The sequence below is a fragment of the Tardiphaga sp. 37S4 genome (assembly GCF_021044645.1).
Classification (GTDB): Bacteria; Pseudomonadota; Alphaproteobacteria; order Rhizobiales; family Xanthobacteraceae; genus Tardiphaga; species Tardiphaga robiniae.
In genome coordinates, this window is record NZ_CP088008.1 from 5,539,197 (window position 1) to 5,560,464 (window position 21,268).

A 21,268-nucleotide genomic window follows, 5' to 3' on the forward strand; every position below is an offset into this window, starting at 1 on the left:
CCGGAAAAGGGTATCGAGACACCGTCGGCGGAGAAGGCCGGTTTGCTTGCAGGCGCCGATTGTGTGCTGCATCAAGTTCCGACTTATAGAATCTTTCTAGAACCGCTGCCATATCGACAATCGTTTGCAGCCCTGCGAAATGATGCAACAACGCCGCGGCGACCTCTGGACCAAATCAGATGGTCATGGAAGGGTTAAGATGCGGCTCTCGGGGCGCAATTTGAGATGCCTGCGGGGTGGCCGCGAAGTCTTCGCCGGGCTCGATTTCGATGCCACGGCAGGCACGGCCGTGGCGGTCATTGGCCCTAACGGGGCAGGCAAAACCTCATTGCTGCGGTTGATCGCAGGCCTGCTGGCGCCGGCCGAGGGCTCCATCACTCTCGATGGCGGCGACGGCGAAATGACCGTTGCCGAACAGGCCCATTACCTGGGCCACCGCGACGCCATGAAGCCGGCTTTGACGGTGACGGAAAACCTGATCTTCTGGGCCGACTTCCTCGGTGGCACGCCGGCCGATCCAGCCACGTGCATTGCAGCAGTAGGTCTCTCCCATGCCGCAGCATTGCCCGCGGGTTTCCTGTCGGCCGGCCAGCGTCGCCGGCTGTCGATTGCGCGATTGCTGACCGTCCGCCGGCCGATCTGGCTGCTCGACGAGCCGACAGCGGCGCTCGATCTGGTCAGTCAGCGGGTATTCGCCGGACTGATGACGGATCATCTCGCCACCGGCGGTCTGATTATCGCTGCGACCCATGGCCCACTTGGTATTCCTGCACGGGAGTTGCGCATCGGGGGCGAGGCGTGAGTGCCCTTGGCGCGTTGATTCGACGCGACATCCGCATTGCCGTCCGGGTCGGCGGCGGGGCGCTGATCGGTGTGCTGTTTTTTCTGACGGTTGTCGTCCTGATGCCTTTCGCGCTGGGGCCGGATCTGGCGCTGCTGGCACGGCTGGGGCCGGCGATCCTTTGGCTCGGGGCGCTGCTCGCGAGCCTGCTGACGCTGGACCGGTTGTTTACCGCCGATCACGACGATGGGTCACTGGATCTCATTCTGATGAGCCGGACGCCACTGGAACTCGCCTGCGCTGCCAAGGCTCTCGCACATTGGTTGGCCGCGGGCGTGCCGCTGATCGTCGCGACGCCAGTGCTGGGGCTGCTGCTCAATCTCGACGGGCCGGCGACGCTGGCGGTCGCCCTGACGCTGTTGGCGGGCACGCCGGCGCTGACTTTCACTGGCATGATTGGCGCCGCGCTGGCGGTGACGCTGCAGCGCGGTGGGCTCTTGCTGGCGGTGCTGGTGTTGCCCTTATCGATCCCGGTGCTGATTTTCGGCGTTGCGGCCTCCAATGCGGCCATCGCCGGACAGTTGTCATTCTCGACGCCATTCTCGATCCTCTGCGCGCTATCGCTGGCGAGCCTCGTGATCGGGCCTTTCGCGGCGGCGGCGAGCCTGCGGCATGGACTGGATTGAGACAGTTGGATGGATCACGACAGGCTGAGACACTGGATTGACCTGGGTCAACTCGTCGCGAGCCGTGTTGAACGAGAATAAGTTGCATTGATCGCGGACAGGGCCGCGACTATTGGAAATGCCATGACGCTGACCGAACTCGCCAATCCAACCCGGTTCCTGTCGCTCGCCACCCGCATCCTGCCGTGGCTGGCGATGGCGACGGGCATTCTGCTTGCGATCGGCTTGTATCAGTCGGCTATGGCCCCCGATGACTATCAGCAGGGCGCCACCGTCAAGATCATGTTCGTCCATGTACCCAATGCCTGGCTGTCGATGTTCGTCTGGGGCGTCATGAGCGTGGCATCGCTGGGCACGCTGGTGTGGCGGCATCCGCTCGCCGACGTCGCCGCCAAATCCGCAGCACCGATCGGCGCGGCCTTCACCTTTCTCGCACTGGTCACGGGTTCGCTGTGGGGCCGGCCGATGTGGGGTACCTATTGGGAATGGGACGCCCGACTGACTTCGGTGCTCATTCTGTTTCTGATGTATCTCGGCCTGATCGCGCTGTGGCGTGCCGTTGAAGACCCATCGCGGGCGGCGCGCGCCGCGGCGGTGCTGACCTTGGTCGGCGCCATCAATATTCCGATCATCAAGTTCTCGGTCGATTGGTGGAATACGCTGCATCAGCCTGCGTCGGTAATGAAGATGGGCGGCTCGTCGCTCGACAAGTCGTTTCTGATTCCCCTGCTGGTGATGGCGGTGGCATTCTCGCTGCTGTTCATCACGCTACATCTCGCGGCCATGCGTAACGAGATCCTGCGGCGCCGCCTGCGCGCGCTGCAGATGTTGCAGGCCTCAAAGCCGGTGGCACTCCCGTGATGGCGCTTGGTCCCTACGCATCTTTCATCGTCACGTCCTACGCGCTGGTCGCAGCGGTGGTGCTGATCCTCATCGTGTGGATCGCCATCGATCATCGTCGCGTCCGCGCGCGGCTGCATGAGTTGGAATCCTCCGGCGTGGCGCGGCGCTCGGGGCGTGGCGCGACGGATCTGACATGACCACGCAAGCCACTCCGAAGCGCCGCTGGATGCTCGCACTGCCTCTGCTGATCTTTGCCGCGCTCGCCGCGCTGTTCTGGTTTCGGCTCGGAGCCGACCCCGCGAAACTGCCCTCGGCATTGATCGGCCGCGCCGCGCCACAGACGACATTACCGGCACTGGAAGGCCTTACCGATAGCGGTGCGCCGGTGCCGGGTCTCGATCCCGCAGCCTTCAAGGGCAAGGTCAGTCTCGTCAATGTCTGGGCATCGTGGTGCGTGCCGTGCCATGAGGAGGCGCCGCTGCTGACAGAACTCGGCAAGGACAAACGGCTGCAACTGGTCGGCATCAACTACAAGGACGCACCGGACAACGCGCGCCGCTTTCTCGGTCGTTACGGCAATCCGTTCGGCATCGTTGGCGTCGACGGCAACGGCCGCGCCGCGATCGAATGGGGTGTCTATGGCGTGCCCGAAACCTTCATCGTCGGCCGCGACGGCCGCATCGCCTACAAGATGGTCGGTGGCATCACGCAGGAAAATTACGAGCGCGTGCTGAAAGTCGAGATCGACAAGGCACTGCAGGCAGGGTCCTGAGCGCAATCCTCATCATGAGCAAGCCGGCTTAACTACCAAAATAAACTTCAGCTTTTATCTGCGGTTCATTTTCGCGCCATGGCGGCGCCATGAATCCGCAGCTAGCTTGATGGCGTTACTTAACCGTCCTTGGAGGGACACCACGATGCGCCATTTCAAATTTGCTACTTTGACCGCTGCCGCTCTCACTCTGGGTCTGCTCGCATCCGCGCCGTCGATGGCGCAGTCGCCGCAGCCCGCTGCTCCCGCCGGCAAGATGGCCCCGGCTGCCACATCCAAGATGGCGCCTGCCAGCGAATCGAAGATGGCTCCGGCACCGAAGGCTGAACTGCTTGATCTCAACTCGGCGAGTGTCGAGGCGCTCGAGGCTCTGCCCGGTATCGGCAAGGCCTATTCGGCGGCCATTGTCAAAGGCCGTCCGTATAAGGGCAAGGACGAACTCGTGCAGAAGAAGATCGTGCCCGAGAAGACCTATGACGGCATCAAGGACAAGGTCATCGCCAAGCAGAAGAGCTAGGCGCGATCGCTTCGCTCGTCCGAAAACGCATCGGCGCAGCCGCGCCGGTGCGTTTTCTTTTGCGGTCCATCACGATCAGCCGATAACGCTGTCCTTCACCACATCGCCCAATGCGGCGAAATCCGCCTTGCGCGGAGACGTCCGGCGAAAGGCGAGGCCGATGGTGCGGCCGGGCTGCGGATTCTCCAACCGCAGGAATTTGACGCGCTCGTCGCGTTGTTCGACATCGGCGGCGATCTGCGGGATCAACGTCACGCCATAGCCGCTGGCGACCATCTGCATCACCGTGGAGAGGCTGGACGCAGCGAAGGCCATGCCGTTGCCGCCGGACTGATGGCCGCGCGCTGCGGTGGCGCAGAAGGCCAGCGCCTGATCGCGCAGGCAGTGGCCGTCTTCCAGCAGGATCAGTCGGCTCTGGTCGATCTCCATCGCCTTGATGCGTTTGTCGGCCGGGCGGGGATCGTCTGCCGGCACCGCGAGCAGGAACAGATCGTCGAACAATTTGGCCGTATCGATCTCGGGCTCGCCAAGCGGCAGCGCCAGCATCGCGGCATCGAGCGCGCCTGACTTGATATCGTCGACCAGTTGCCTGGTCTGCGTCTCGCGCAGCTCCAGCCGCAATTCCGGAAACTGTTTCTGTAGCACCGGCAGGATCCGCGGCAGCAGATACGGCGCCAGCGACGGGATCACGCCGAGCGTCAGCCGCCCGGTCAGGAGTCCGCCGCGATGCCGCGCAAAGTCCACCAGGTCGCGCGAGGCCGCCAGCACGTCCTCGCCGCGCCGCGCCACTTCGCGCCCGACATCGGTCAGCATCACCTCGCCGGGCCGGCGCTCCACCACCTTGACGCCCAGCGTCCGTTCGAGGTCGCGTATCTGCATCGACAGCGCAGGCTGGGTGACGTTGCAGGCCTCGGCCGCGCGGCCGAAATGGCCGTGTTTGGCGAGCGCGGCGAGATAGCGGAGCTGGCGGAGCGTGATCATGGATCATCAGATAAACTGATCGAAGGGAGAAGACAATTCGACTGGACCTGATCTAAGAATTCTTCCAATCTCTCGTCACGAAATCCAATTAGGGTGAGCGCCAAGCTCGCCGAGGAATTCGGCAGACAATTGAAATTAGACAGCTTTTGGAAAATTTGAGCGGGTTTTTGAAGGCGATCCGGTGTGTCGGTGTTGCCTGGGACGGCTCATATTCCAAACAGCCAGAAGGAGAGACTGATGGACACGACGAATGAGAATGGCGCCGGCAAGTGCCCCGTTGCGCATGCCCCCGCTGCCCGGGCCAATCGTGACTGGTGGCCGAACAAGCTAGACCTGTCGATTCTCCACCAGCACTCGTCGCTGTCCGATCCGATGGGCGATGCGTTTAACTACGCCGAGGAATTCAAGAAGCTTGATTACGAGGCGTTGAAAAACGACCTGCGCAAGCTGATGACCGATTCGCAGGACTGGTGGCCGGCTGATTTCGGACATTACGGTCCGCAGTTCATCCGCATGTCGTGGCACGCCGCTGGTACCTATCGGCTCAGCGATGGCCGTGGCGGTGGCGGTCGCGGTCAGCAGCGTTTTGCTCCGCTCAATTCCTGGCCGGACAACGTCAACATCGACAAGTCACGCCGCCTCCTGTGGCCGATCAAGCAGAAATACGGCAACAAGATCTCGTGGGCCGACCTGCTGATCCTGACCGGCAACGTGGCGCTGGAGACCATGGGTTTTCGCACCTTCGGTTTCGCGGCCGGTCGTGCCGACGTCTGGGAGCCTGATCAGGACGTGAATTGGGGTCCCGAATCCACGTGGCTGTCCCACCGGTCGCTCGACAAGTTCGAAGCTCCGCTCAGTGCCACGGAAATGGGCCTGATCTACGTGAATCCGGAAGGTCCGGGTGCCAGCGGCGATCCGGTAGCGGCCGCCAGCTTCATCCGCGAGACCTTCAAGCGCATGGCGATGAACGACGAGGAAACCGTCGCGCTGATCGCCGGCGGTCACACCTTCGGTAAGACCCATGGCGCTGCGCCTGAGTCCCACAAGGGTCCGGAGCCTGAAGCTGCCGGCCTGGAAGCGCAGGGCCTGGGCTGGAAGAGCAACTACGGTACTGGATCCGGTGCAGACGCCGTTGGTAGCGGCATTGAGGTCACCTGGACGCAGACGCCGGCGCAGTGGAGCAACTTCTTCTTCGAGAACCTGTTCAAGTATGAATGGGTGCAGACCCGCAGCCCCGGTGGGGCCATCCAGTGGGAGGCCAAGGACGCCGAGGAAGTGATCCCCGACGCGCATGATCCATCGAAGAAGCACAAGCCGACCATGCTCACGACGGATCTGTCCCTGCGTCTCGACCCGGCCTATGAGAAAATCTCACGCCGCTTCCTGCAGAATCCGCAGGCCTTCGCTGAAGCTTTTGCTCGGGCTTGGTTCAAGCTGACTCATCGCGACATGGGTCCGCGCGTGCGTTATCTCGGTCCGGAAGTGCCCAAGGAAGAGTTGATCTGGCAGGATCCGATCCCTGCGGTTGACTATCCGGTGATCGACGACACCGACGTCTCTGCGCTCAAGGCCAAGCTGCTGGCATCGGGTCTGACCGTGTCCGAATTGGTCAGCACGGCCTGGGCTTCGGCCTCCACCTTCCGTGGCGGCGACAAGCGTGGCGGTGCCAACGGCGCGCGCATCCGTCTGGCCCCTCAGAAGGACTGGGAGGTTAACCAGCCGGCTCAGCTAGCCAAGGTGTTGCAGGTGCTCGATGGAATCCGGAAGGAGTTCAACGCGGCGCAATCCGGTGACAAGCAGGTTTCGCTTGCCGACCTGATCGTCCTCGGCGGCAGCGCGGCGGTCGAGAAAGCCGCGAAGGATGCTGGCCTGGATGTGACCGTTCCGTTCTCTCCGGGGCGCGGCGACGCCTCGCAGGCGCAAACCGATGTGGAATCCTTCGAGGTGATGGAACCGGTCGCGGACGGCTTCCGTAACTACCTCAAGGGCACGTCTGCCGTACCGGCCGAAGTATCTTTGGTGGATCGCGCGCAATTGCTGACGCTGACTGCTCCGGAAATGACGGTTCTCGTCGGCGGCTTGCGGGTACTCGGTGCGAATTCCGGGCAGTCCGTGCGCGGTGTCTTCACCAAGACACCGGAGACGTTGACCAACGACTTCTTCATCAACCTGCTCGACATGAGCACGGAGTGGAAGGCGGTCGATGGCTCGAACAACGTGTACGAGGGACGTGATCGCAAGAGCGGCGAAGTCAAGTGGACCGGTACACGCGCCGATCTGGTCTTCGGTTCGCACTCGCAGCTGCGTGCCTTCGCGGAGGTCTATGCAAGCGCTGACGCCAAGCAGAAGTTCGTGAAGGACTTCGTCAAGGCTTGGGTGAAGGTGATGAACGCGGATCGTTTCGATCTTATCGAGAAGCCGATACTGCAGGCGGCTGAGTAACCTCGGCCCGCCATCGTGAATATGAAAGCCCCTGCGACTATGTCGCGGGGGCTTTTTCTTGTCGCGCGGCGTCATACTCAACTGTCATCACTGAGACTGCCGGTTACTGGATCCCGCTTTCGCGGCGATGAGAGTTTCAAAGAGTCTGAGCGCTCTGCGTCTTGCAGCTTTCTCCGAATCCCCGCACAAATGGCAAAATGTTTCTCCGGAGGATCTCCAGATGATGAAACTCTACTGGTCGCCGCGCTCGCGCTCATTCACGGCGCTTTGGCTGATGGAGGAAACCGGCGTCGCCTATGAGCGCGTGCTGACCGATATCTCCACCGGTGCGCAGCGCACGCTGGAATTCCTCGCCGTCAATCCGATGGGCAAGGTGCCGGCTCTGCAGGATGGCGACGCCACCATGGCCGAGGCTGCGGCAATCTGCGCTTACGTGGCCGAACGCTACCCCGAGGCGAAGCTGGCGCCCCCGCTCGGCGATTCTCATCGCGCGAAATATCTCTATTGGCTGTTCTTTGCGCCGGGCTGTATCGAACCGGCGATCGCACAGATCGCGACCAAGATGGAGCTGAATCCGGTGGCCGCGGGCTGGGGTGATGCGCAGCGCGTGTTCGATGTGCTCGAAGCCGCGCTTGATGAAGGTCCATGGATTCTTGGCACACAATTCTCTGCCGCCGATATCGCCATCGGTTCAGGACTGAACTTTGCCGTGCGCAATTTCAAGATGGTCCCGTCGCGCCCGGCGTTCGAGCGCTATCTCGACCGTTGCAGCGCTCGTCCGGCCTTCCAGCGGGCAATGGAATTTGCATCGGGGGAAAAGACGTAAGGCGAATTACTCGCTTGCGTCTGCCTTCAACGCATCCGGATGCGGCATCGAGATGATGTTGTAGCCGGAGTCGACGAAATGCGTTTCGCCGGTCACGCCGCCGGAAAGATCCGACAGCAGATACAGCGCAGTGCCGCCGAGTTCTTCCAGTGTTACGCCGCGGCCGAGCGGCGAATGCTTCTGCTGGAATGCAAACATCGCGCGGGAATCGCCGATGCCCGAGCCGGCCAGTGTACGTACCGGGCCAGCCGACACCGCGTTGACGCGAATGCCCTGGCGGCCAAAGTCAGATGCGAGATAACGCACCGAGGCTTCGAGAGCGGCCTTGGCAACGCCCATGACATTGTAGTTCGGCATCACGCGGGTCGATCCGCCAAAAGTCAGCGTGATCATGGCGCTGCCGGGCTTCATGATTTCCGACGCGCGTTTGGCGATTTCGGTGAAGGAGAAGCAGGAGATCACCATGGTGCGCGAGAAATTGGTGCGCGTGGTGTCGGCGTAGCGGCCCTTGAGTTCGTTCTTGTCGGAGAAACCGATGGCGTGGACCAGGAAATCCAGCCTGCCCCATTTCTCCTTGATCGCAGAGAACGTAGCATCGACGCTGGCGATGTCTTCGACGTCGCAGGGCAGGATCAGATCCGCATTGAGCGATTCCGCCAGCGGCTTGACGCGCTTGCCAAGCGCATCGCCCTGATAGGTGAAAGCCAGTTCGGCGCCCTGCGTATGCAGGGCTTTGGCGATTCCCCACGCGATAGAATGATCATTGGCGACGCCCATGATCAGTCCGCGCTTGCCCTGCATCAGTGATGGCATCGCGTTATGCATCCATCCGCTTGAAGACCAGCGTAGCGTTGGTGCCGCCGAAGCCGAAGGAGTTCGACAGCACGGTGCCGACCTTCACATTGTCGATGCGCTTGCGCACGATCGGCATGTCGGCGAACACCGGATCAAGTTCGGTGATGTTGCCGCTCTCGCAGATAAACCCGTTCTGCATCATCAGCAGCGAGTAGATTGCTTCCTGTACGCCGGTGGCGCCGAGCGAGTGGCCGGTGAGCGCCTTGGTCGCCGAGATTGGCGGGCATTTCTCGCCAGTGCCGAACACGTTGCGGATCGCCTGCATTTCCGGCGGATCGCCGGCAGGCGTCGACGTCGCATGCGGGTTGATGTAGTCGATCTTGATGCCGCCGGTCGTGGCCAGCGCCATCTTCATGCAACGCTCTGCGCCTTCGCCGGATGGAGCGACCATGTCGTAGCCATCCGAGGTGGCGCCGTAGCCGATGATTTCGCCATAGATCTTGGCGCCGCGTGCTTTCGCGTGCTCGAGTTCTTCGACCACGACCACGCCGGCGCCGCCAGCGATGACAAAGCCGTCGCGGCTGACGTCATAGGGACGCGAAGCGGTGGAGGGTGTGTCGTTATACTTCGAGGACATTGCGCCCATGGCGTCGAACAGCACCGAGAGCGACCAGTCGAGTTCCTCGCAGCCGCCGGCAAACACGACGTCCTGCTTGCCCCACTGGATCATCTCGTAGGCATTGCCGATGCAATGGTTCGAGGTCGCGCAGGCGGAGGAGATCGAATAGTTCACACCCTTGATCTTGAACCAGGTCGCGAGCGTCGCAGAAGCGGTCGAGGACATCGCCTTCGGCACCGCGAATGGGCCAACGCGCTTAGGACCCTTCGTTCGCGTGATGTCCGCGGCTTCGACGATAGTGCGCGCGGAAGGTCCGCCCGAGCCCATGATGATGCCAGTGCGCTCGTTCGAGATATCCGACTCTTCGAGACCGGAGTCCTGGATCGCCTGTTCCATGGCGATGTGATTCCATGCGGCGCCTTCGCCGAGGAACCGCATCGCGCGGCGGTCGATCACATCGGCCGGATTGATGGTCGGTGCGCCTTGCACCTGCGAACGGAAACCAAGCTCTGCGTATTTGTCGGCGCGCGTGATGCCCGACTTTGCCTCATGGAGGCTCGCAAGCACTTCCTGAGTGTTGTTTCCGATAGATGAGACAATGCCCATCCCCGTGACGACAACCCGCCTCATGATCGCCTCGCCCTTTGAATTACGTTGTTGTGGAACTGGCGGTCGCCCCCTCGGAGACCGCCGTTGAATGGCACCCGGTAGATCACGTTCCCGGCTGCAATGCGGCAGGTGCTTCCTGCTTGAACAGGCCGACCTTCAGGTCCTTGGCGCGATAGATAATCTCGCCATCGGCCGAAAGCGAGCCGTCGGCAATCCCCAACCACAATTTTGAACGCATCACGCGCTTGATATCGATGGTGTACACGACCTTTTTGACGTTCGGGAGAACCTGGCCGGAAAACTTCAGCTCGCTGAGCCCGAGCGCGCGACCGGGGCCGATGCCGCCCGACCAGCCCAGAAAGAACCCGACCATCTGCCACATGGCGTCCAGGCCGAGGCAGCCTGGCATGACCGGATCGCCCTTGAAGTGGCAGGCAAAGAACCAGAGGTCCGAATTGACGTCGAGTTCAGCGCGCACGAGACCCTTGCCGAATTCGCCGCCATCAGCCGTGATCTCGGTGATGCGGTCGAACATCAGCATCGGCGGAAGCGGCAATTGAGCATTGCCTGGTCCGAACAGCTCGCCGCGGCCGCAGGCCAGCAGGTCTTCATATGCGTAGCTGTTGCGTTGTTCCTGGATCATGCCGGCTTTCTGGGTCCATCGATGGTGGTGGCTGCCCGGGTCGAGTCGCCACATATAGAATTGTTCCAAATGACACGGGAACTTGCCCCGGCTGGGCGCTCTCTATCATAGGCTTATGGGGCGGCAAAGCGGCGGATCGCCTGCTTTTGGCGGGTTATTGACCATGTTGCGATGCACTGCGGAAGCATCCCTTCTGATGCATGGCTCCTAGTTGCGAAAACCTTGCATCTGAGGCCCCGTCTTTCTATAATAGAAGGCTAATTCAGTGTTCTTTTTGAGTGTGAACGGCAGGATTACTGACGTGGATATGAGCGACAGCGTTTCAGTTCTGGATGACGCAGCTGCGGTTGCGGAAATCAATCACGGCCGCCAGCCGGCTTTGACTGGTTGCCCGTGGCATGACGTCAACGAGATGCTGCAGTCGGTCGGTCTGCGACCCACCCGTCAGCGCATGGCGCTGGGCTGGCTGCTGTTCGGCAAGGGCGCGCGTCATCTCACTGCGGAAATGCTGTACGAGGAAGCGACTCTCGCCAAGGTGCCGGTGTCGCTGGCGACCGTTTACAACACGCTCAATCAGCTCACGGATTCCGGCCTGCTTCGTCAGGTCAGCGTCGATGGTACGAAGACCTATTTCGATACAAACGTGACCTCGCATCACCACTACTATCTCGAGAACAACCACGAGCTGGTCGATATTCCGGATCAGAACCTCGTGCTGACCAAGATGCCGGAAGTCCCCGAGGGCTTCGAGATCAGCCGCATCGACATGGTCGTTCGTCTGCGCAAAAAGCGCTAACGGCTTTTATCCAAATTCTGAAGTTATTTGCGCCGCCGAACCGTTTTCGGCGGCGTTTGCTCGCCAGCTGCAGCCGTTGCCACGATCGCGCGGGCGAGGGAGCGGCCGGTGCATTCGTAGCCGGCTGCGGAATTGTGTAGTCCGTCCCAGGCCGTTAGCGCTCCCATGGAGAGCCCTGCGTCCACTGCACGGCGCATCAGCTCGAAGCGCGAGAACAGCGGTGCGCGTCCCTGCCGGGCGGCGTCAGCTATGCTCGCCTGCATCTTGGAATATTGCGATGCGAGAATGACCGGCGCGTATTGCTGATCCATCAGGATCACGTCGGCGCCGTCAGCCTTCAGCAGGCGGATGCCCTCGACGATCCTGCCGGTCAGGCTGTCCGCGCTTTGCAGCCAGGTCACGTCATTGGTGCCGATCTGCCAGATCACGAGATCCGGGCGATGCGCCAGCACATCGCGGTCGAAGCGGGCGATATTGCCCGGGATCGTGTCGGCGTTCCGGCCGCTATTGATGACCTCCAGCCGCAGTCCCGGCTTCAGGCGTTGCAGCTCGCTCTGCAGCATGCCGGGATAGGTTTTGGTGGGGTCGGATTGCCACAGGCCGAGCGTCGAGGACGAGCCCATGGCGACGATCTTGAGCGGGCCACCGGTTTTGAGCGCAGCCACGGTGCGCGGAAGGGTCGCATCACCAGACAGCCGCTGATCCACAGCCAGACACGTCTCAGTGGCGGATTGCGCACGAGCCGGGCCGGACCATGACAGCGCTGCAACGGCGACCACTGCGCCGGCGCAGGCCAGGCTCCCGATGCGGGATGTGCTCAGTTCACCTTCTCGTCGGCGTAGACGCCCCATAGCCGTTGCTGTTCGATCCAGCCGTCAAAGCCGTTGCCGATCACCCGGCACCAGCCATTATTGCAGCGCTTTACCTGCGCCACGACACCCGCCTGTAACCGCGCTGCGACGGCGCTGGTCGCATCCGGATTGTCGTAGATCGAGGCGAGTTCGTCCTTGGATTTCATGGTCACGACCGCGGTGCGGCGGCCGGACAGCAGCGAGTGATAGACCCAGCCCTCGGCGCCCTCGGAATCGCGGACGCGGCGCCAGTTCTCGTATTCGGCGGTGATCTCGACCGGCAGGCCGGAGCGAGTATAGACCCAGGCGACATCATTGTCCTTGGTGGGGCCGGCGCGGACATTAACGTGATCCGACTTGAGGCTGACGTAGCGCGGCACCGGCAGGCCGCTGGCGCCCAGCGGCGTGTCCTTGGCAGCGAGAGCCGGATCGATTGCTGCCGCGATCAGAGTACCCATCGCCAACATCGCACACGCAAATCGCCGGAACGCCATCAACCCCACCTCAACCCAATCCAAAGAACGCAAGTGCCGCCGCGCCGCACGCGCCTGTTGGGTTCTTGTTTTGGCTTGGTCTTCTGCTAGAGAGGACCGAAGGCCAAGGCACCAAAAAGGGTGTCGGGGAACCCGAGGAAACGGTGAATTCGCGGCTGCGGCAGTTTCGAACAACCGGGTTAATGCGGACTGAACGGATTAGCCAAAGCGCGAGTGAGCAGGACATGTCGGTCAAGAAAAAGCCTCTCGTCATCGTCACGCGCAAGCTGCCGGACTCGATCGAGACCCGCATGCGCGAACTGTTCGATGCGCACATCAATCTCGACGACACGCCGCTGACGCCCGAGCAACTCGCTGAAGCGACCCGCACCGCCGATGTGCTGGTGCCGACGGTCACCGACGAGATCACCAAGGAACTGCTCGAGCATCCCGACTGCAAGCTCAGGCTGATCGCCAATTTTGGTAACGGCGTCGACAATATTGACGTCACCGCGGCCCACGCCCGCGGCATCACCGTCACCAATACGCCGAAGGTGCTCACTGAAGACACCGCCGATATGACCATGTCGATGATCCTCGCAGTGCCGCGCCGGCTGATCGAGGGTGCCTCGATCCTGACCGAAGGCAAGGACTGGCAAGGCTGGTCGCCGACCTGGATGCTGGGCAAGCGGTTAGGGGGCAAGCGGCTCGGTATCATCGGCATGGGCCGCATCGGCCAGGCTGTGGCGCGCCGCGCCCGCGCTTTCGGGCTACAGATCCACTATCACAACCGCAAACCCGTCGCGCCGAAGATCGCCGAAGAACTCGGTGCGACCTATTGGGACTCGCTCGACCAGATGCTGGCGCGCATGGACATCATCTCGGTGAACTGTCCGCATACGCCGGCGACGTTTCATCTGCTGTCAGCACGCCGCCTCAAGCTGATCCGCAAGGACGCCTATATCGTCAACACCGCGCGCGGCGAGGTGATCGATGAAGAGACGATGATCAAGCTGATCGAATCGGGTGACATTGCCGGTGCCGCGCTCGACGTGTTCGAACATGAGCCCGCGGTGAGTCCGAAACTGGTGCGGCTCGCGCGCGCCGGCAAGGTCGTGCTGTTGCCGCATATGGGCTCGGCGACGATCGAAGGCCGTGTCGAGATGGGCGAGAAAGTCATCATCAACATCCGTGCCTTCCTCGACAATCACAAGCCGCCGGATCGTGTGCTTCCGAACATGCTGTGAGGCGACGCGCTTACGCTCGCCGCTTATCTTACGAGATCAGCTTGAAGATGAGATAGGCCGCGATGCGGCCCTCGCGCGTGGCTTTGCGGCCGTAGCGCGTCATGGTGTAGTTCGGCCATGGCAGGCGCCAGTCATCGGCGCGCTCTGCAGTCCAGATGAAATCCGGCGATCGCGACACATGCCAGAGTGTCCACGCGACGTAATCCGGAATGTCATGCACGAAACGAAATTCGCCTGACGGCTTCAGCACGCGCGCCATCGCAGCCAGTGTTGCGTCCTGCACGAAGCGGCGCTTCCAGTGACGCTTCTTCGGCCACGGATCCGGATGGATCAGGTCGATGCGTGACAGCGATTGGGCCGGTGCCCATGTGAGAAGTTCAGCGGCGTCGCCGGCGACGAGGCGGATATTGCCGATGTTCTGCGCCTCGATCTGCGTCAGAATCTTCGCCATGCCGTTGATATAGGGCTCGCAGCCGATGAAGCCGATGTCGGGATGCGCCAGCGCTTCCGCGACCAGATGCTCGCCGCCGCCGAAGCCGATCTCCAGACGCACGGTCTCGACATCAGTGCCGAACAGCGTGCGGATATCGTCAGGTGCCGGATGTGCGATGTCGACGGTGAGCGCCGGCAGCAGCGTCGCCATCAGGTCGGCCTGATGGTCGCGCAGCTTGTGGCCCTTGCGGCGTCCGAAGAACGAGCCGGTGTAATGGCCGCTCTCGGCAGGCGTGGACGCACCCGCATCAGCGGGGGCATCGTGATCGTTATGATTGGAATTGGCTGTGGTCATCGCGCGCGAGTGATACAGCCGAAACGCCATCGGCGCCATCAGGCGCGATGACGAATTTCCGTTGAAAGTACCGTGATTTTAGCGCTGATCCGGGGCTTCGCGCGAAGCGATCTGTTCGACCAGGTCGACGATGCTGCGGCGGAGCTTGGCATCGGTGATGCGCGTGAAGGCGCGGGTCAGAGCGAGGCCTTCGGAGGTGGCGAGGAAGTCGGAGACATAGGCAGGCGAGGACGCTTCAGCGAAGCCTTCGCCGTTATGGATCGCGCCGGGGCCGCCTTCGAACAGGAACGAGACGGGGACCTGCAGAATTTCCGAAATCTGCTGCAGCCGGCTGGCGCCGACGCGGTTGGTGCCCTTCTCGTATTTCTGAACTTGCTGAAACGTCAGACCGAGGGCTTCGCCCAGCTTTTCCTGACTCATGCCGAGCATAATGCGCCGCATGCGCACACGGCTGCCGACATATTTGTCAACAGGATTGGGCGCTTTCGTCGACATCTCAATTACTCCTGGATCACATCAAGGGAGACGGATCATGCGTGGCAATCCGTCATTTAGGGCGGCTTCGGTTGTAACCAAAGGTATCCTAGTGGATTATAACAACCACGCAAATTTTCCTAAGCGGAAAATTTAAGCCACTGCACCTTTATTTCTCAATAGGTGAGAAATAAAGCTTACAAAGCTAGCTTAAAAAGCAATCACATCGAGAGGGTTGTTCGGTAGGCGGCGAAAGCTAGCTTGCAAGCTATATCAAATGCTTCAAGTATCAAGCTAGTGGCGTACTGGCGTACGCCGCCGAACGGCGAAAATGATCGCGAGCGCGACAAACATCGCGGCGGGAATATCGCCGATTTTCGAGTAGACCGTCGGCGAAATGGCCGCTGGTAGTCCCGAATCCAGCACGCCTTCGACACCGAGATCGAGCCGCGCGATCAGGCGGCCGACAGGGTCGACCACGACGGAAATGCCGGTGTTCGCGGCGCGAACCAGCGGCAGGCCTTCCTCGATGGCGCGGACGCGGCTCTGCTGGAGGTGCTGGTAGGGGCCCGTGGAAATCCCGAACCAGCCATCATTGGTGAGATTGACGATCCAGCCCGGCCGATCGTTGCGCGTGGTGATATCGTCCGGGAAAACCGCCTCGTAGCAGATCAGCGGCAGCATGCGCGGTGCGCCGGGAATGTCCATCGGCTTGCGACGGGTGCCGGGAATGAAGCCGCCATGGACTTTGGTCAATTGCTGGAAGCCGATCTTCTCCATGAAGCTCTGGAACGGCAGATACTCGCCGAACGGCACCAGATGCAGTTTGTCGTAGGTCGACAGGATGCTGCCGTCATGATCGATCACGTAAATGGAATTATAGGCCTGCGTGATGCGCGCGCCGAGCGGCGCATCCGGCGGGCGCACGGCGCCGGTGACCAGCACGGTGCCCTTCGGCAGCAGATTGGCGATCTGCGCCATCGCATCGGGTTCGCGCGACAGGAAGAACGGGAATGCCGATTCCGGCCAGATCAGAATATTGGCTGCGCCGACGCCTGAATTCTGCGGACCGGTCGCGCGGTCCGACAGCGCAAGATATCTGCTCATGACATCCGCCTTGGCGGAATAGTTGAAGCGCGTGTCTTGCGACAGGTTCGGCTGCATGATGCGCAGCTTCACATTGGCGACGAGCTGCGTCGGGGTGCGCGATAGCCGAGCCATGCCATAGGTGCCCATCACGACGAGCAGCACCAGCGCAAGCGCCGGCGCTAGCCACGGCCGCTGCGTGCGCGAGCGTCCGTCGATCAGCACCGCAGGCGATGCAAAGATCGCTACAGTGATAAATGTCAGTCCCCATAGGCCGACCAGCGATGCGCTCTGCGCGAGCGCGAGCGGTTCGGTGAGTGCATAGCCGAACGCATTCCAGGGAAAGCCCGTCAGCACGTGGCCGCGCAGCCATTCGCCGATCGTCAGGCTGGCGGCGAGCGCGAAGATGCGGCTGGCATCCTTGGTCCAGAGCAGGCGTGCCAGCGCGAAACCGACCGCGGTGAACAGCGCGAGATAGGCGGGCAGGCCGCAGATCGCGGCGGGCAACAGCCATGCGAAGGTCTGCGCGTCGACGAGGAAAGCGTAGCCGATCCAGTATAGGCCCGGCACGAAATAGCCGAAACCGAACCACCAGCCCGCCATGGCGGCCGCGGGAATGCCGCGCATCTTGCCGGCGGCGGCGCCATCGATCAGCCAGACGACGACGGGGAACGTGATGAACAGCACCGGCCAGGCGTTGAACGGCGCCATCGCCAGCGACGATACTGCGCCGGCCAGCAGCGCGATGCCTGCGCGCTTCCAACCCCAAGCGAGAATGATGCTGAGTGCGACCGAGCGCAGGCTGCGTGATGTCACGGCGTTCCCGCGCTGTCGCCTGATGGAGGCGTATTCACATTGTCATTGGAGGGTGCCGCGCCGGTGTCCGATGACGCATCGCGGCGGCGTGGTTCGCGGGCACGCGGCGCAGGCCGCTCCTTGCGGGGGCCGACGCGCAGCCGCTTGACGCGGCGCGGATCGGCATCGAGCACTTCGATCTCGAAATTGCCGGGGCCGGAAATCACCTCGCCGCGCACGGGCAGCCGGCCGACATGGGTGACGAGATAGCCGCCGAGTGTCTCGACTTCCTCGCCGTCTTCGCCGGTCTCGAATTCTTCGCCGATCATGGCGCGCACGTCATCGAGGCTGGCGCGTGCATCGGCGATGAAGCTGTCGCCCTGCCTGACAATGGATGGCGGCTCGTCGCTGTCGTGTTCGTCATCGATCTCGCCGACGATCTGCTCGACGATGTCCTCGATAGAGACGAGGCCGTCGGTGCCGCCATATTCGTCGACAACGAGTGCGAGATGGATGCGTGCTGCCTGCATCTGCGCGAGCAGATCGATGGCGCGCATGGATGGCGGCACGTAGAGCAGCTTGCGGATGATGCCGGTGTCAACGACGGTCTGCGCCAGATCGACCGAACGCAGGTCGAGGCCCGCGGGAAACACTTTCTTCTTCTTGGCCGTCGATGGCACAACGTTGCGTGCCTTCACGGTCATGTATGCCAGCAGGTCGCGGATATGGACGATGCCGACGGGATCGTCGAGGGTTTCGTTGAATACGACCAGGCGCGAATGCGCCGCGCTCTCGAACAGGCCCATCAATTCGCCGAGCGAGATGTCCTGCTTCACCGCGATAATATCGGCGCGATGCACCATGACGTCGGCGATGCGGCGCTCGTTGAGCCCCAAAATATTGCGCAACATCGTGCGCTCGATGGTGGAGAAGCCAGTCTCGTCCGGCGCGGAGGCGTCGAGCACGACTTGCAGGTCGGCACGCACCGAGCCCGGCTTCCAGCCGAACAGCGAGCGGATCGCGCGGGTCAGCCAGGTCTCCGACGTCGGGCGCATGACCTCGCCGTCGTGAACCACCGCAGGCAGATTGCTTGAGGTCTTCGAATGATCGCTTCTAGTGTCGCCGTCCGGCATCTCAGGTCACCCGATCCTGATCTGCATAGGGGTCCGTGATCCCGAGCGTTGCCAGGATCTCGCGCTCCAGCGCTTCCATCTCTTCGGCTTCGTCGTCCTTCTCATGATCGTAACCGACCAGATGCAGAAAACCGTGAATGGCGAGATGGCTGAGATGGTTGGCGAAGCTCTTCTCTTCTTCGTCAGCCTCGCGGCGCGTGGTCTCGTAGGCAATAGCGATGTCGCCGAGCATGCGCGGCATGTCATCGGGCTCGTCTGCGCCTTCGGGCGGCTGCAGCGCCGGAAATGACAGGACGTTGGTCGGCTTGTCGATGCCACGCCAGTTCTGGTTCAGCGTGCGGATGCCGGCATCGTCGGTGAGCATGATGGCGAGTTCGGCGTCGGCCGTATCGGTATCGACCATGGCGGCGGCAGCTTCGATGGCGCGGTGAATCACGGCGTCGGCATCGGCCTCCGCAGACCAGCAATCGGCGACAACAAGAACCTCTGTCGCGGGAGATGAATAGGTCGGCATCGGTATCGAACTTCTTTCGCGAACGGACCCGATTCCGGGTCCGCCGTCAGCGTATGAGTGTGTCATCAGGTCTTTGTAGCGACCGCCTTCTGCGGCGTTCCTTCGTAGGCGGCGACGATGCGGGCCACGAGTTCGTGGCGGACCACGTCTTCGCCCGTGAACTTCACCTGCGAGATACCCTGCACGCCGTCGAGCAGACGCGCGGCCTCGGCGAGACCCGAGGTCTGGCCGTTGGGCAAGTCGACCTGCGAGGGATCGCCGGTGATGATCATGCGGCTGTTCTCGCCGAGACGCGTCAGAAACATCTTCATCTGCATCGATGTGGTGTTCTGGGCTTCGTCGAGGATGATCGCGGCATTGGTCAGCGTGCGACCGCGCATGAACGCAAGCGGCGCGATTTCGATTTCGCCGGTCTGCAGCGCGCGTTCGACAATGCGCCCGTCCATCAGGTCATACAATGCGTCATAGATAGGGCGCAGATAGGGATCGACCTTCTCGCGCATATCGCCGGGCAGGAAGCCGAGCCGTTCGCCTGCTTCCACCGCGGGACGAGACAGGATGATGCGATCGACCTCCTTGCGCTCGAACAGCATCGCCGCCTGCGCAACCGCAAGCCAGGTCTTGCCGGTACCGGCGGGGCCGATGCCGAACACCAGCTCGTTGCTTCTCAGCGCGCGGATATAGGCGTCCTGCGTCGCGGTGCGGGCACGCACCGGGCGCTTGCGCAGATTGATGGTGTCGAAATTCGAGGCGGCTGCTTTCGATCCCTTGGGATCGAACGGAAACAGCGTGCCTTGCGCCAGTGTCGCGCGGATCGTGCCTTCGACATCGCCGGGGGCAAGATCATGGCCCTGCACTGCCTGCGCATAGAGCGTTTCGAGTACACGCCGTGCGGCATCGCAGGCGTCGCGGGTACCGGTGAGGGTGATGTGGTTGCCGCGGGAATCGACGACGACATTCAGCCGGCGTTCGATGATCGCGAGGTTCTGGCCATAAGGCCCGACCAGCGAAGAGGCCGCCCGGTTGTCATCAAAGTCGATGACGACCTGCGTCTCGGCCTGCGGTGGAGTATCGAGTTTGCGAACAGCGAGCGTAGACGAATCCGATGCGCTTTTGGCCAAGAATTCAGGCTCCCGTGACGGTGTGAGAACGGACTGGCTGCAACACTGGTGGTACTGGAGAACTAGCAACTGGAGATGATGCGAGGCTGCCGAGCAGGCTGTAGCGCTCAAGGCTCTCAATGGTGACCGGAAGCACCTGACCGATGATGTCGTCAGAAGCCATCACATGGGCCGGCTGCAGGTAAGCGGTGCGACCGACGATCTGGCCGGGATTGCGCGCCTTGCGTTCGAACAGCACATCCACAGTGCGTCCAATCGTGGCCGCGTTGAAGGCCGATTGCTGGCTGTCGATCAGGTTCTGAAGCCGCACCAATCGCTCGTCCATGTCAGCCTGTGACACCGTCTCCTGCAAATCCGCGGCCGGCGTTCCCGGACGCGGCGAATACTTGAACGAATAAGCGCCAGCGTATCCGATTTGTGTGACGAGCGCGAGCGTGGCTGCAAAATCTTCCTCGGTCTCGCCCGGGAAGCCCACGATGAAATCAGAAGTAAAAGCAATGTCTTGCCGCGCGTCGCGAAAACGATCGATGACGCGGCGATAATCTTCGGCTGTATGTTTGCGGTTCATGGCCGCCAGGATGCGGTCGGAACCCGACTGCACGGGCAGATGCACGAACGGCATCAGTTCCGGCAAATCGCGATGCGCCGCGATCAGCGTGTCCTCGACATCGCGAGGATGGCTGGTCGAATAGCGCAGCCGGGCGATACCGGGAATCTCGGCGAGGCGATAGAGCAGCGTGCCCAGCGCCCACGGGCGGCCGTCGGGACCCTCGCCGTGATAGCCGTTGACGTTCTGGCCGATCAGCGTGATCTCGCGCACGCCGTTGTCGGCGAGCCGCTGCACGTCGTCGATGATTTTCGCCACGGGGCGCGAGACTTCGGAGCCACGGGTATAGGGCACCACGCAGAAGGTGCAGAACTTGTCACAGCCTTCCTGCACGGTAACGAAAGAGGAAATGCCGCGGGCACGAATCGCTGCCGGTTTCGGCGGCGGCAGGAAGCCGAACTTGTCCTCGACCGGAAATTCGGTGTCCAGCGCGCGGCCGCCGGCTTTCGCCTGCTTCAGCAGCGCCGGCAGGTTGTGATAGCTCTGCGGCCCGACCACGATATCGACAACGGGCGCGCGGCGAATGATCTCGTTGCCCTCGGCCTGCGCGACGCAGCCGGCGACGACCACATTCATCTTGCGTCCGGCCTGCGCGGCTTCCGCCTTGGCGACGCGCAACTTGCCGAGCTCCGAATAGACCTTCTCGGACGCCTTCTCGCGGATGTGGCAGGTGTTGAGGATCACCAGATCCGCGTCGTCGACATTGGCCGTCTCGACGAAGCCTTCAGGCGCCAGCGTGTCCACCATGCGCTGGGCATCGTAGACGTTCATCTGGCAGCCGTAGGATTTGATATGCAGCTTACGCGGCGCGGTCATGGAACCTGTAATGGGCTGGAAATGCGCTTGCTGCGCAGCGCTCAATTATAGGCT

General features: G+C 62.1%; 23 protein-coding genes. 10 read left to right on the plus strand and 13 right to left on the minus strand.

The window, feature by feature from the left end; translation table 11 throughout:
* Positions 1-199 precede the first annotated feature (199 nt).
* The 6 genes from ccmA (at position 200) to LPB73_RS26315 (ending at position 3,599) form a co-directional block, all read left to right on the plus strand.
* A complete protein-coding gene (gene ccmA / locus LPB73_RS26290; protein ID WP_231078695.1) occupies positions 200-802 on the plus strand; it encodes a heme ABC exporter ATP-binding protein CcmA in 603 nt (200 codons plus the stop codon).
* The gene (gene ccmB, locus LPB73_RS26295; RefSeq protein WP_089263299.1) at positions 799-1,467 is read left to right on the plus strand and encodes a heme exporter protein CcmB; all 669 of its coding nucleotides are present in this window, start codon (positions 799-801) and stop codon (positions 1,465-1,467) included. The genes ccmA and ccmB overlap by 4 nt, the downstream gene beginning before the upstream one ends.
* A gap of 123 nt (positions 1,468-1,590) precedes the next feature.
* Positions 1,591-2,328: a heme ABC transporter permease gene (locus LPB73_RS26300; protein ID WP_231078696.1), complete on the plus strand. Its 738-nt coding sequence runs from the start codon at positions 1,591-1,593 to the stop codon at positions 2,326-2,328.
* On the plus strand, positions 2,328-2,507 hold the full coding sequence (gene ccmD / locus LPB73_RS26305) for a heme exporter protein CcmD (RefSeq protein ID WP_068730071.1): 180 nt from the start codon (positions 2,328-2,330) through the stop codon (positions 2,505-2,507). The genes LPB73_RS26300 and ccmD overlap by 1 nt, the downstream gene beginning before the upstream one ends.
* On the plus strand, positions 2,504-3,082 hold the full coding sequence (locus LPB73_RS26310; RefSeq protein WP_231078697.1) for a DsbE family thiol:disulfide interchange protein: 579 nt from the start codon (positions 2,504-2,506) through the stop codon (positions 3,080-3,082). The genes ccmD and LPB73_RS26310 overlap by 4 nt, the downstream gene beginning before the upstream one ends.
* A 145-nt stretch (positions 3,083-3,227) precedes the next feature.
* The gene (locus tag LPB73_RS26315) at positions 3,228-3,599 is read left to right on the plus strand and encodes a ComEA family DNA-binding protein (protein WP_089263307.1); all 372 of its coding nucleotides are present in this window, start codon (positions 3,228-3,230) and stop codon (positions 3,597-3,599) included.
* Between the two features lie 75 nt (positions 3,600-3,674).
* Here LPB73_RS26315 and LPB73_RS26320 read toward each other — a convergent pair whose 3' ends face one another.
* Positions 3,675-4,580, minus strand: a complete 906-nt coding sequence (locus LPB73_RS26320) for a LysR substrate-binding domain-containing protein (RefSeq protein WP_231078698.1) — start codon at positions 4,578-4,580, stop codon at positions 3,675-3,677.
* A gap of 237 nt (positions 4,581-4,817) precedes the next feature.
* On the opposite strand from LPB73_RS26320, the gene katG reads away from it, so the two are divergent.
* Positions 4,818-7,022: a catalase/peroxidase HPI gene (katG, locus tag LPB73_RS26325; protein ID WP_231078699.1), complete on the plus strand. Its 2,205-nt coding sequence runs from the start codon at positions 4,818-4,820 to the stop codon at positions 7,020-7,022.
* A gap of 220 nt (positions 7,023-7,242) precedes the next feature.
* The gene (locus LPB73_RS26330; RefSeq protein WP_231078700.1) at positions 7,243-7,848 is read left to right on the plus strand and encodes a glutathione S-transferase family protein; all 606 of its coding nucleotides are present in this window, start codon (positions 7,243-7,245) and stop codon (positions 7,846-7,848) included.
* Positions 7,849-7,854: 6 nt separating this feature from the next.
* Here the strand turns inward: LPB73_RS26330 and fabI are convergent, their stop codons facing one another.
* The 3 genes from fabI to fabA form a co-directional block, all read right to left on the minus strand.
* The gene (gene fabI / locus LPB73_RS26335; RefSeq protein WP_093758195.1) at positions 7,855-8,661 is read right to left on the minus strand and encodes an enoyl-ACP reductase FabI; all 807 of its coding nucleotides are present in this window, start codon (positions 8,659-8,661) and stop codon (positions 7,855-7,857) included.
* Positions 8,662-8,665: 4 nt separating this feature from the next.
* Positions 8,666-9,892, minus strand: a complete 1,227-nt coding sequence (gene fabB, locus LPB73_RS26340; RefSeq protein ID WP_068730055.1) for a beta-ketoacyl-ACP synthase I — start codon at positions 9,890-9,892, stop codon at positions 8,666-8,668.
* Positions 9,893-9,974: 82 nt separating this feature from the next.
* Positions 9,975-10,514: a bifunctional 3-hydroxydecanoyl-ACP dehydratase/trans-2-decenoyl-ACP isomerase gene (gene fabA / locus LPB73_RS26345; RefSeq protein WP_210269351.1), complete on the minus strand. Its 540-nt coding sequence runs from the start codon at positions 10,512-10,514 to the stop codon at positions 9,975-9,977.
* 307 nt (positions 10,515-10,821) lie between these two features.
* On the opposite strand from fabA, the gene irrA reads away from it, so the two are divergent.
* Complete coding sequence (irrA, locus tag LPB73_RS26350; RefSeq protein WP_089263317.1) at positions 10,822-11,310, plus strand: iron response transcriptional regulator IrrA; 489 nt, start codon at positions 10,822-10,824, stop codon at positions 11,308-11,310.
* A 23-nt stretch (positions 11,311-11,333) separates the two neighbouring features.
* Here irrA and LPB73_RS26355 read toward each other — a convergent pair whose 3' ends face one another.
* Complete coding sequence (locus LPB73_RS26355; RefSeq protein ID WP_231078701.1) at positions 11,334-12,161, minus strand: SGNH/GDSL hydrolase family protein; 828 nt, start codon at positions 12,159-12,161, stop codon at positions 11,334-11,336.
* Positions 12,128-12,655, minus strand: coding sequence for an SH3 domain-containing protein (locus LPB73_RS26360; protein WP_068730049.1), 528 nt, complete (start codon positions 12,653-12,655; stop codon positions 12,128-12,130). The genes LPB73_RS26355 and LPB73_RS26360 overlap by 34 nt, the downstream gene beginning before the upstream one ends.
* A 224-nt stretch (positions 12,656-12,879) precedes the next feature.
* Here LPB73_RS26360 and LPB73_RS26365 point away from each other — a divergent pair, with 224 nt between their 5' ends.
* Positions 12,880-13,881: a 2-hydroxyacid dehydrogenase gene (locus tag LPB73_RS26365; protein WP_120287607.1), complete on the plus strand. Its 1,002-nt coding sequence runs from the start codon at positions 12,880-12,882 to the stop codon at positions 13,879-13,881.
* A 28-nt stretch (positions 13,882-13,909) separates the two neighbouring features.
* Here the strand turns inward: LPB73_RS26365 and LPB73_RS26370 are convergent, their stop codons facing one another.
* The 7 genes from LPB73_RS26370 to miaB form a co-directional block, all read right to left on the minus strand.
* Positions 13,910-14,668 (minus strand): tRNA (guanine(46)-N(7))-methyltransferase TrmB, encoded by a 759-nt coding sequence (locus LPB73_RS26370; RefSeq protein WP_115033152.1) that lies wholly within the window; start codon positions 14,666-14,668, stop codon positions 13,910-13,912.
* Between the two features lie 78 nt (positions 14,669-14,746).
* On the minus strand, positions 14,747-15,163 hold the full coding sequence (locus tag LPB73_RS26375; RefSeq protein ID WP_068730045.1) for a helix-turn-helix domain-containing protein: 417 nt from the start codon (positions 15,161-15,163) through the stop codon (positions 14,747-14,749).
* Between the two features lie 273 nt (positions 15,164-15,436).
* Positions 15,437-17,044 carry an apolipoprotein N-acyltransferase gene (gene lnt / locus LPB73_RS26380; protein WP_231078702.1) on the minus strand — a complete coding sequence of 536 codons (1,608 nt, stop codon included), beginning with the start codon at positions 17,042-17,044 and terminating at the stop codon, positions 15,437-15,439.
* Positions 17,041-18,156 (minus strand): hemolysin family protein, encoded by a 1,116-nt coding sequence (locus LPB73_RS26385; protein ID WP_093757734.1) that lies wholly within the window; start codon positions 18,154-18,156, stop codon positions 17,041-17,043. The genes lnt and LPB73_RS26385 overlap by 4 nt, the downstream gene beginning before the upstream one ends.
* 1 nt (position 18,157) lies before the next feature.
* On the minus strand, positions 18,158-18,670 hold the full coding sequence (gene ybeY, locus LPB73_RS26390; protein WP_231078703.1) for an rRNA maturation RNase YbeY: 513 nt from the start codon (positions 18,668-18,670) through the stop codon (positions 18,158-18,160).
* A 65-nt stretch (positions 18,671-18,735) separates the two neighbouring features.
* Positions 18,736-19,791 carry a PhoH family protein gene (locus LPB73_RS26395; protein ID WP_068730036.1) on the minus strand — a complete coding sequence of 352 codons (1,056 nt, stop codon included), beginning with the start codon at positions 19,789-19,791 and terminating at the stop codon, positions 18,736-18,738.
* Between the two features lie 4 nt (positions 19,792-19,795).
* A complete protein-coding gene (gene miaB, locus LPB73_RS26400; RefSeq protein ID WP_231078704.1) occupies positions 19,796-21,214 on the minus strand; it encodes a tRNA (N6-isopentenyl adenosine(37)-C2)-methylthiotransferase MiaB in 1,419 nt (472 codons plus the stop codon).
* Between the last annotated feature and the right edge of the window lie 54 nt (positions 21,215-21,268).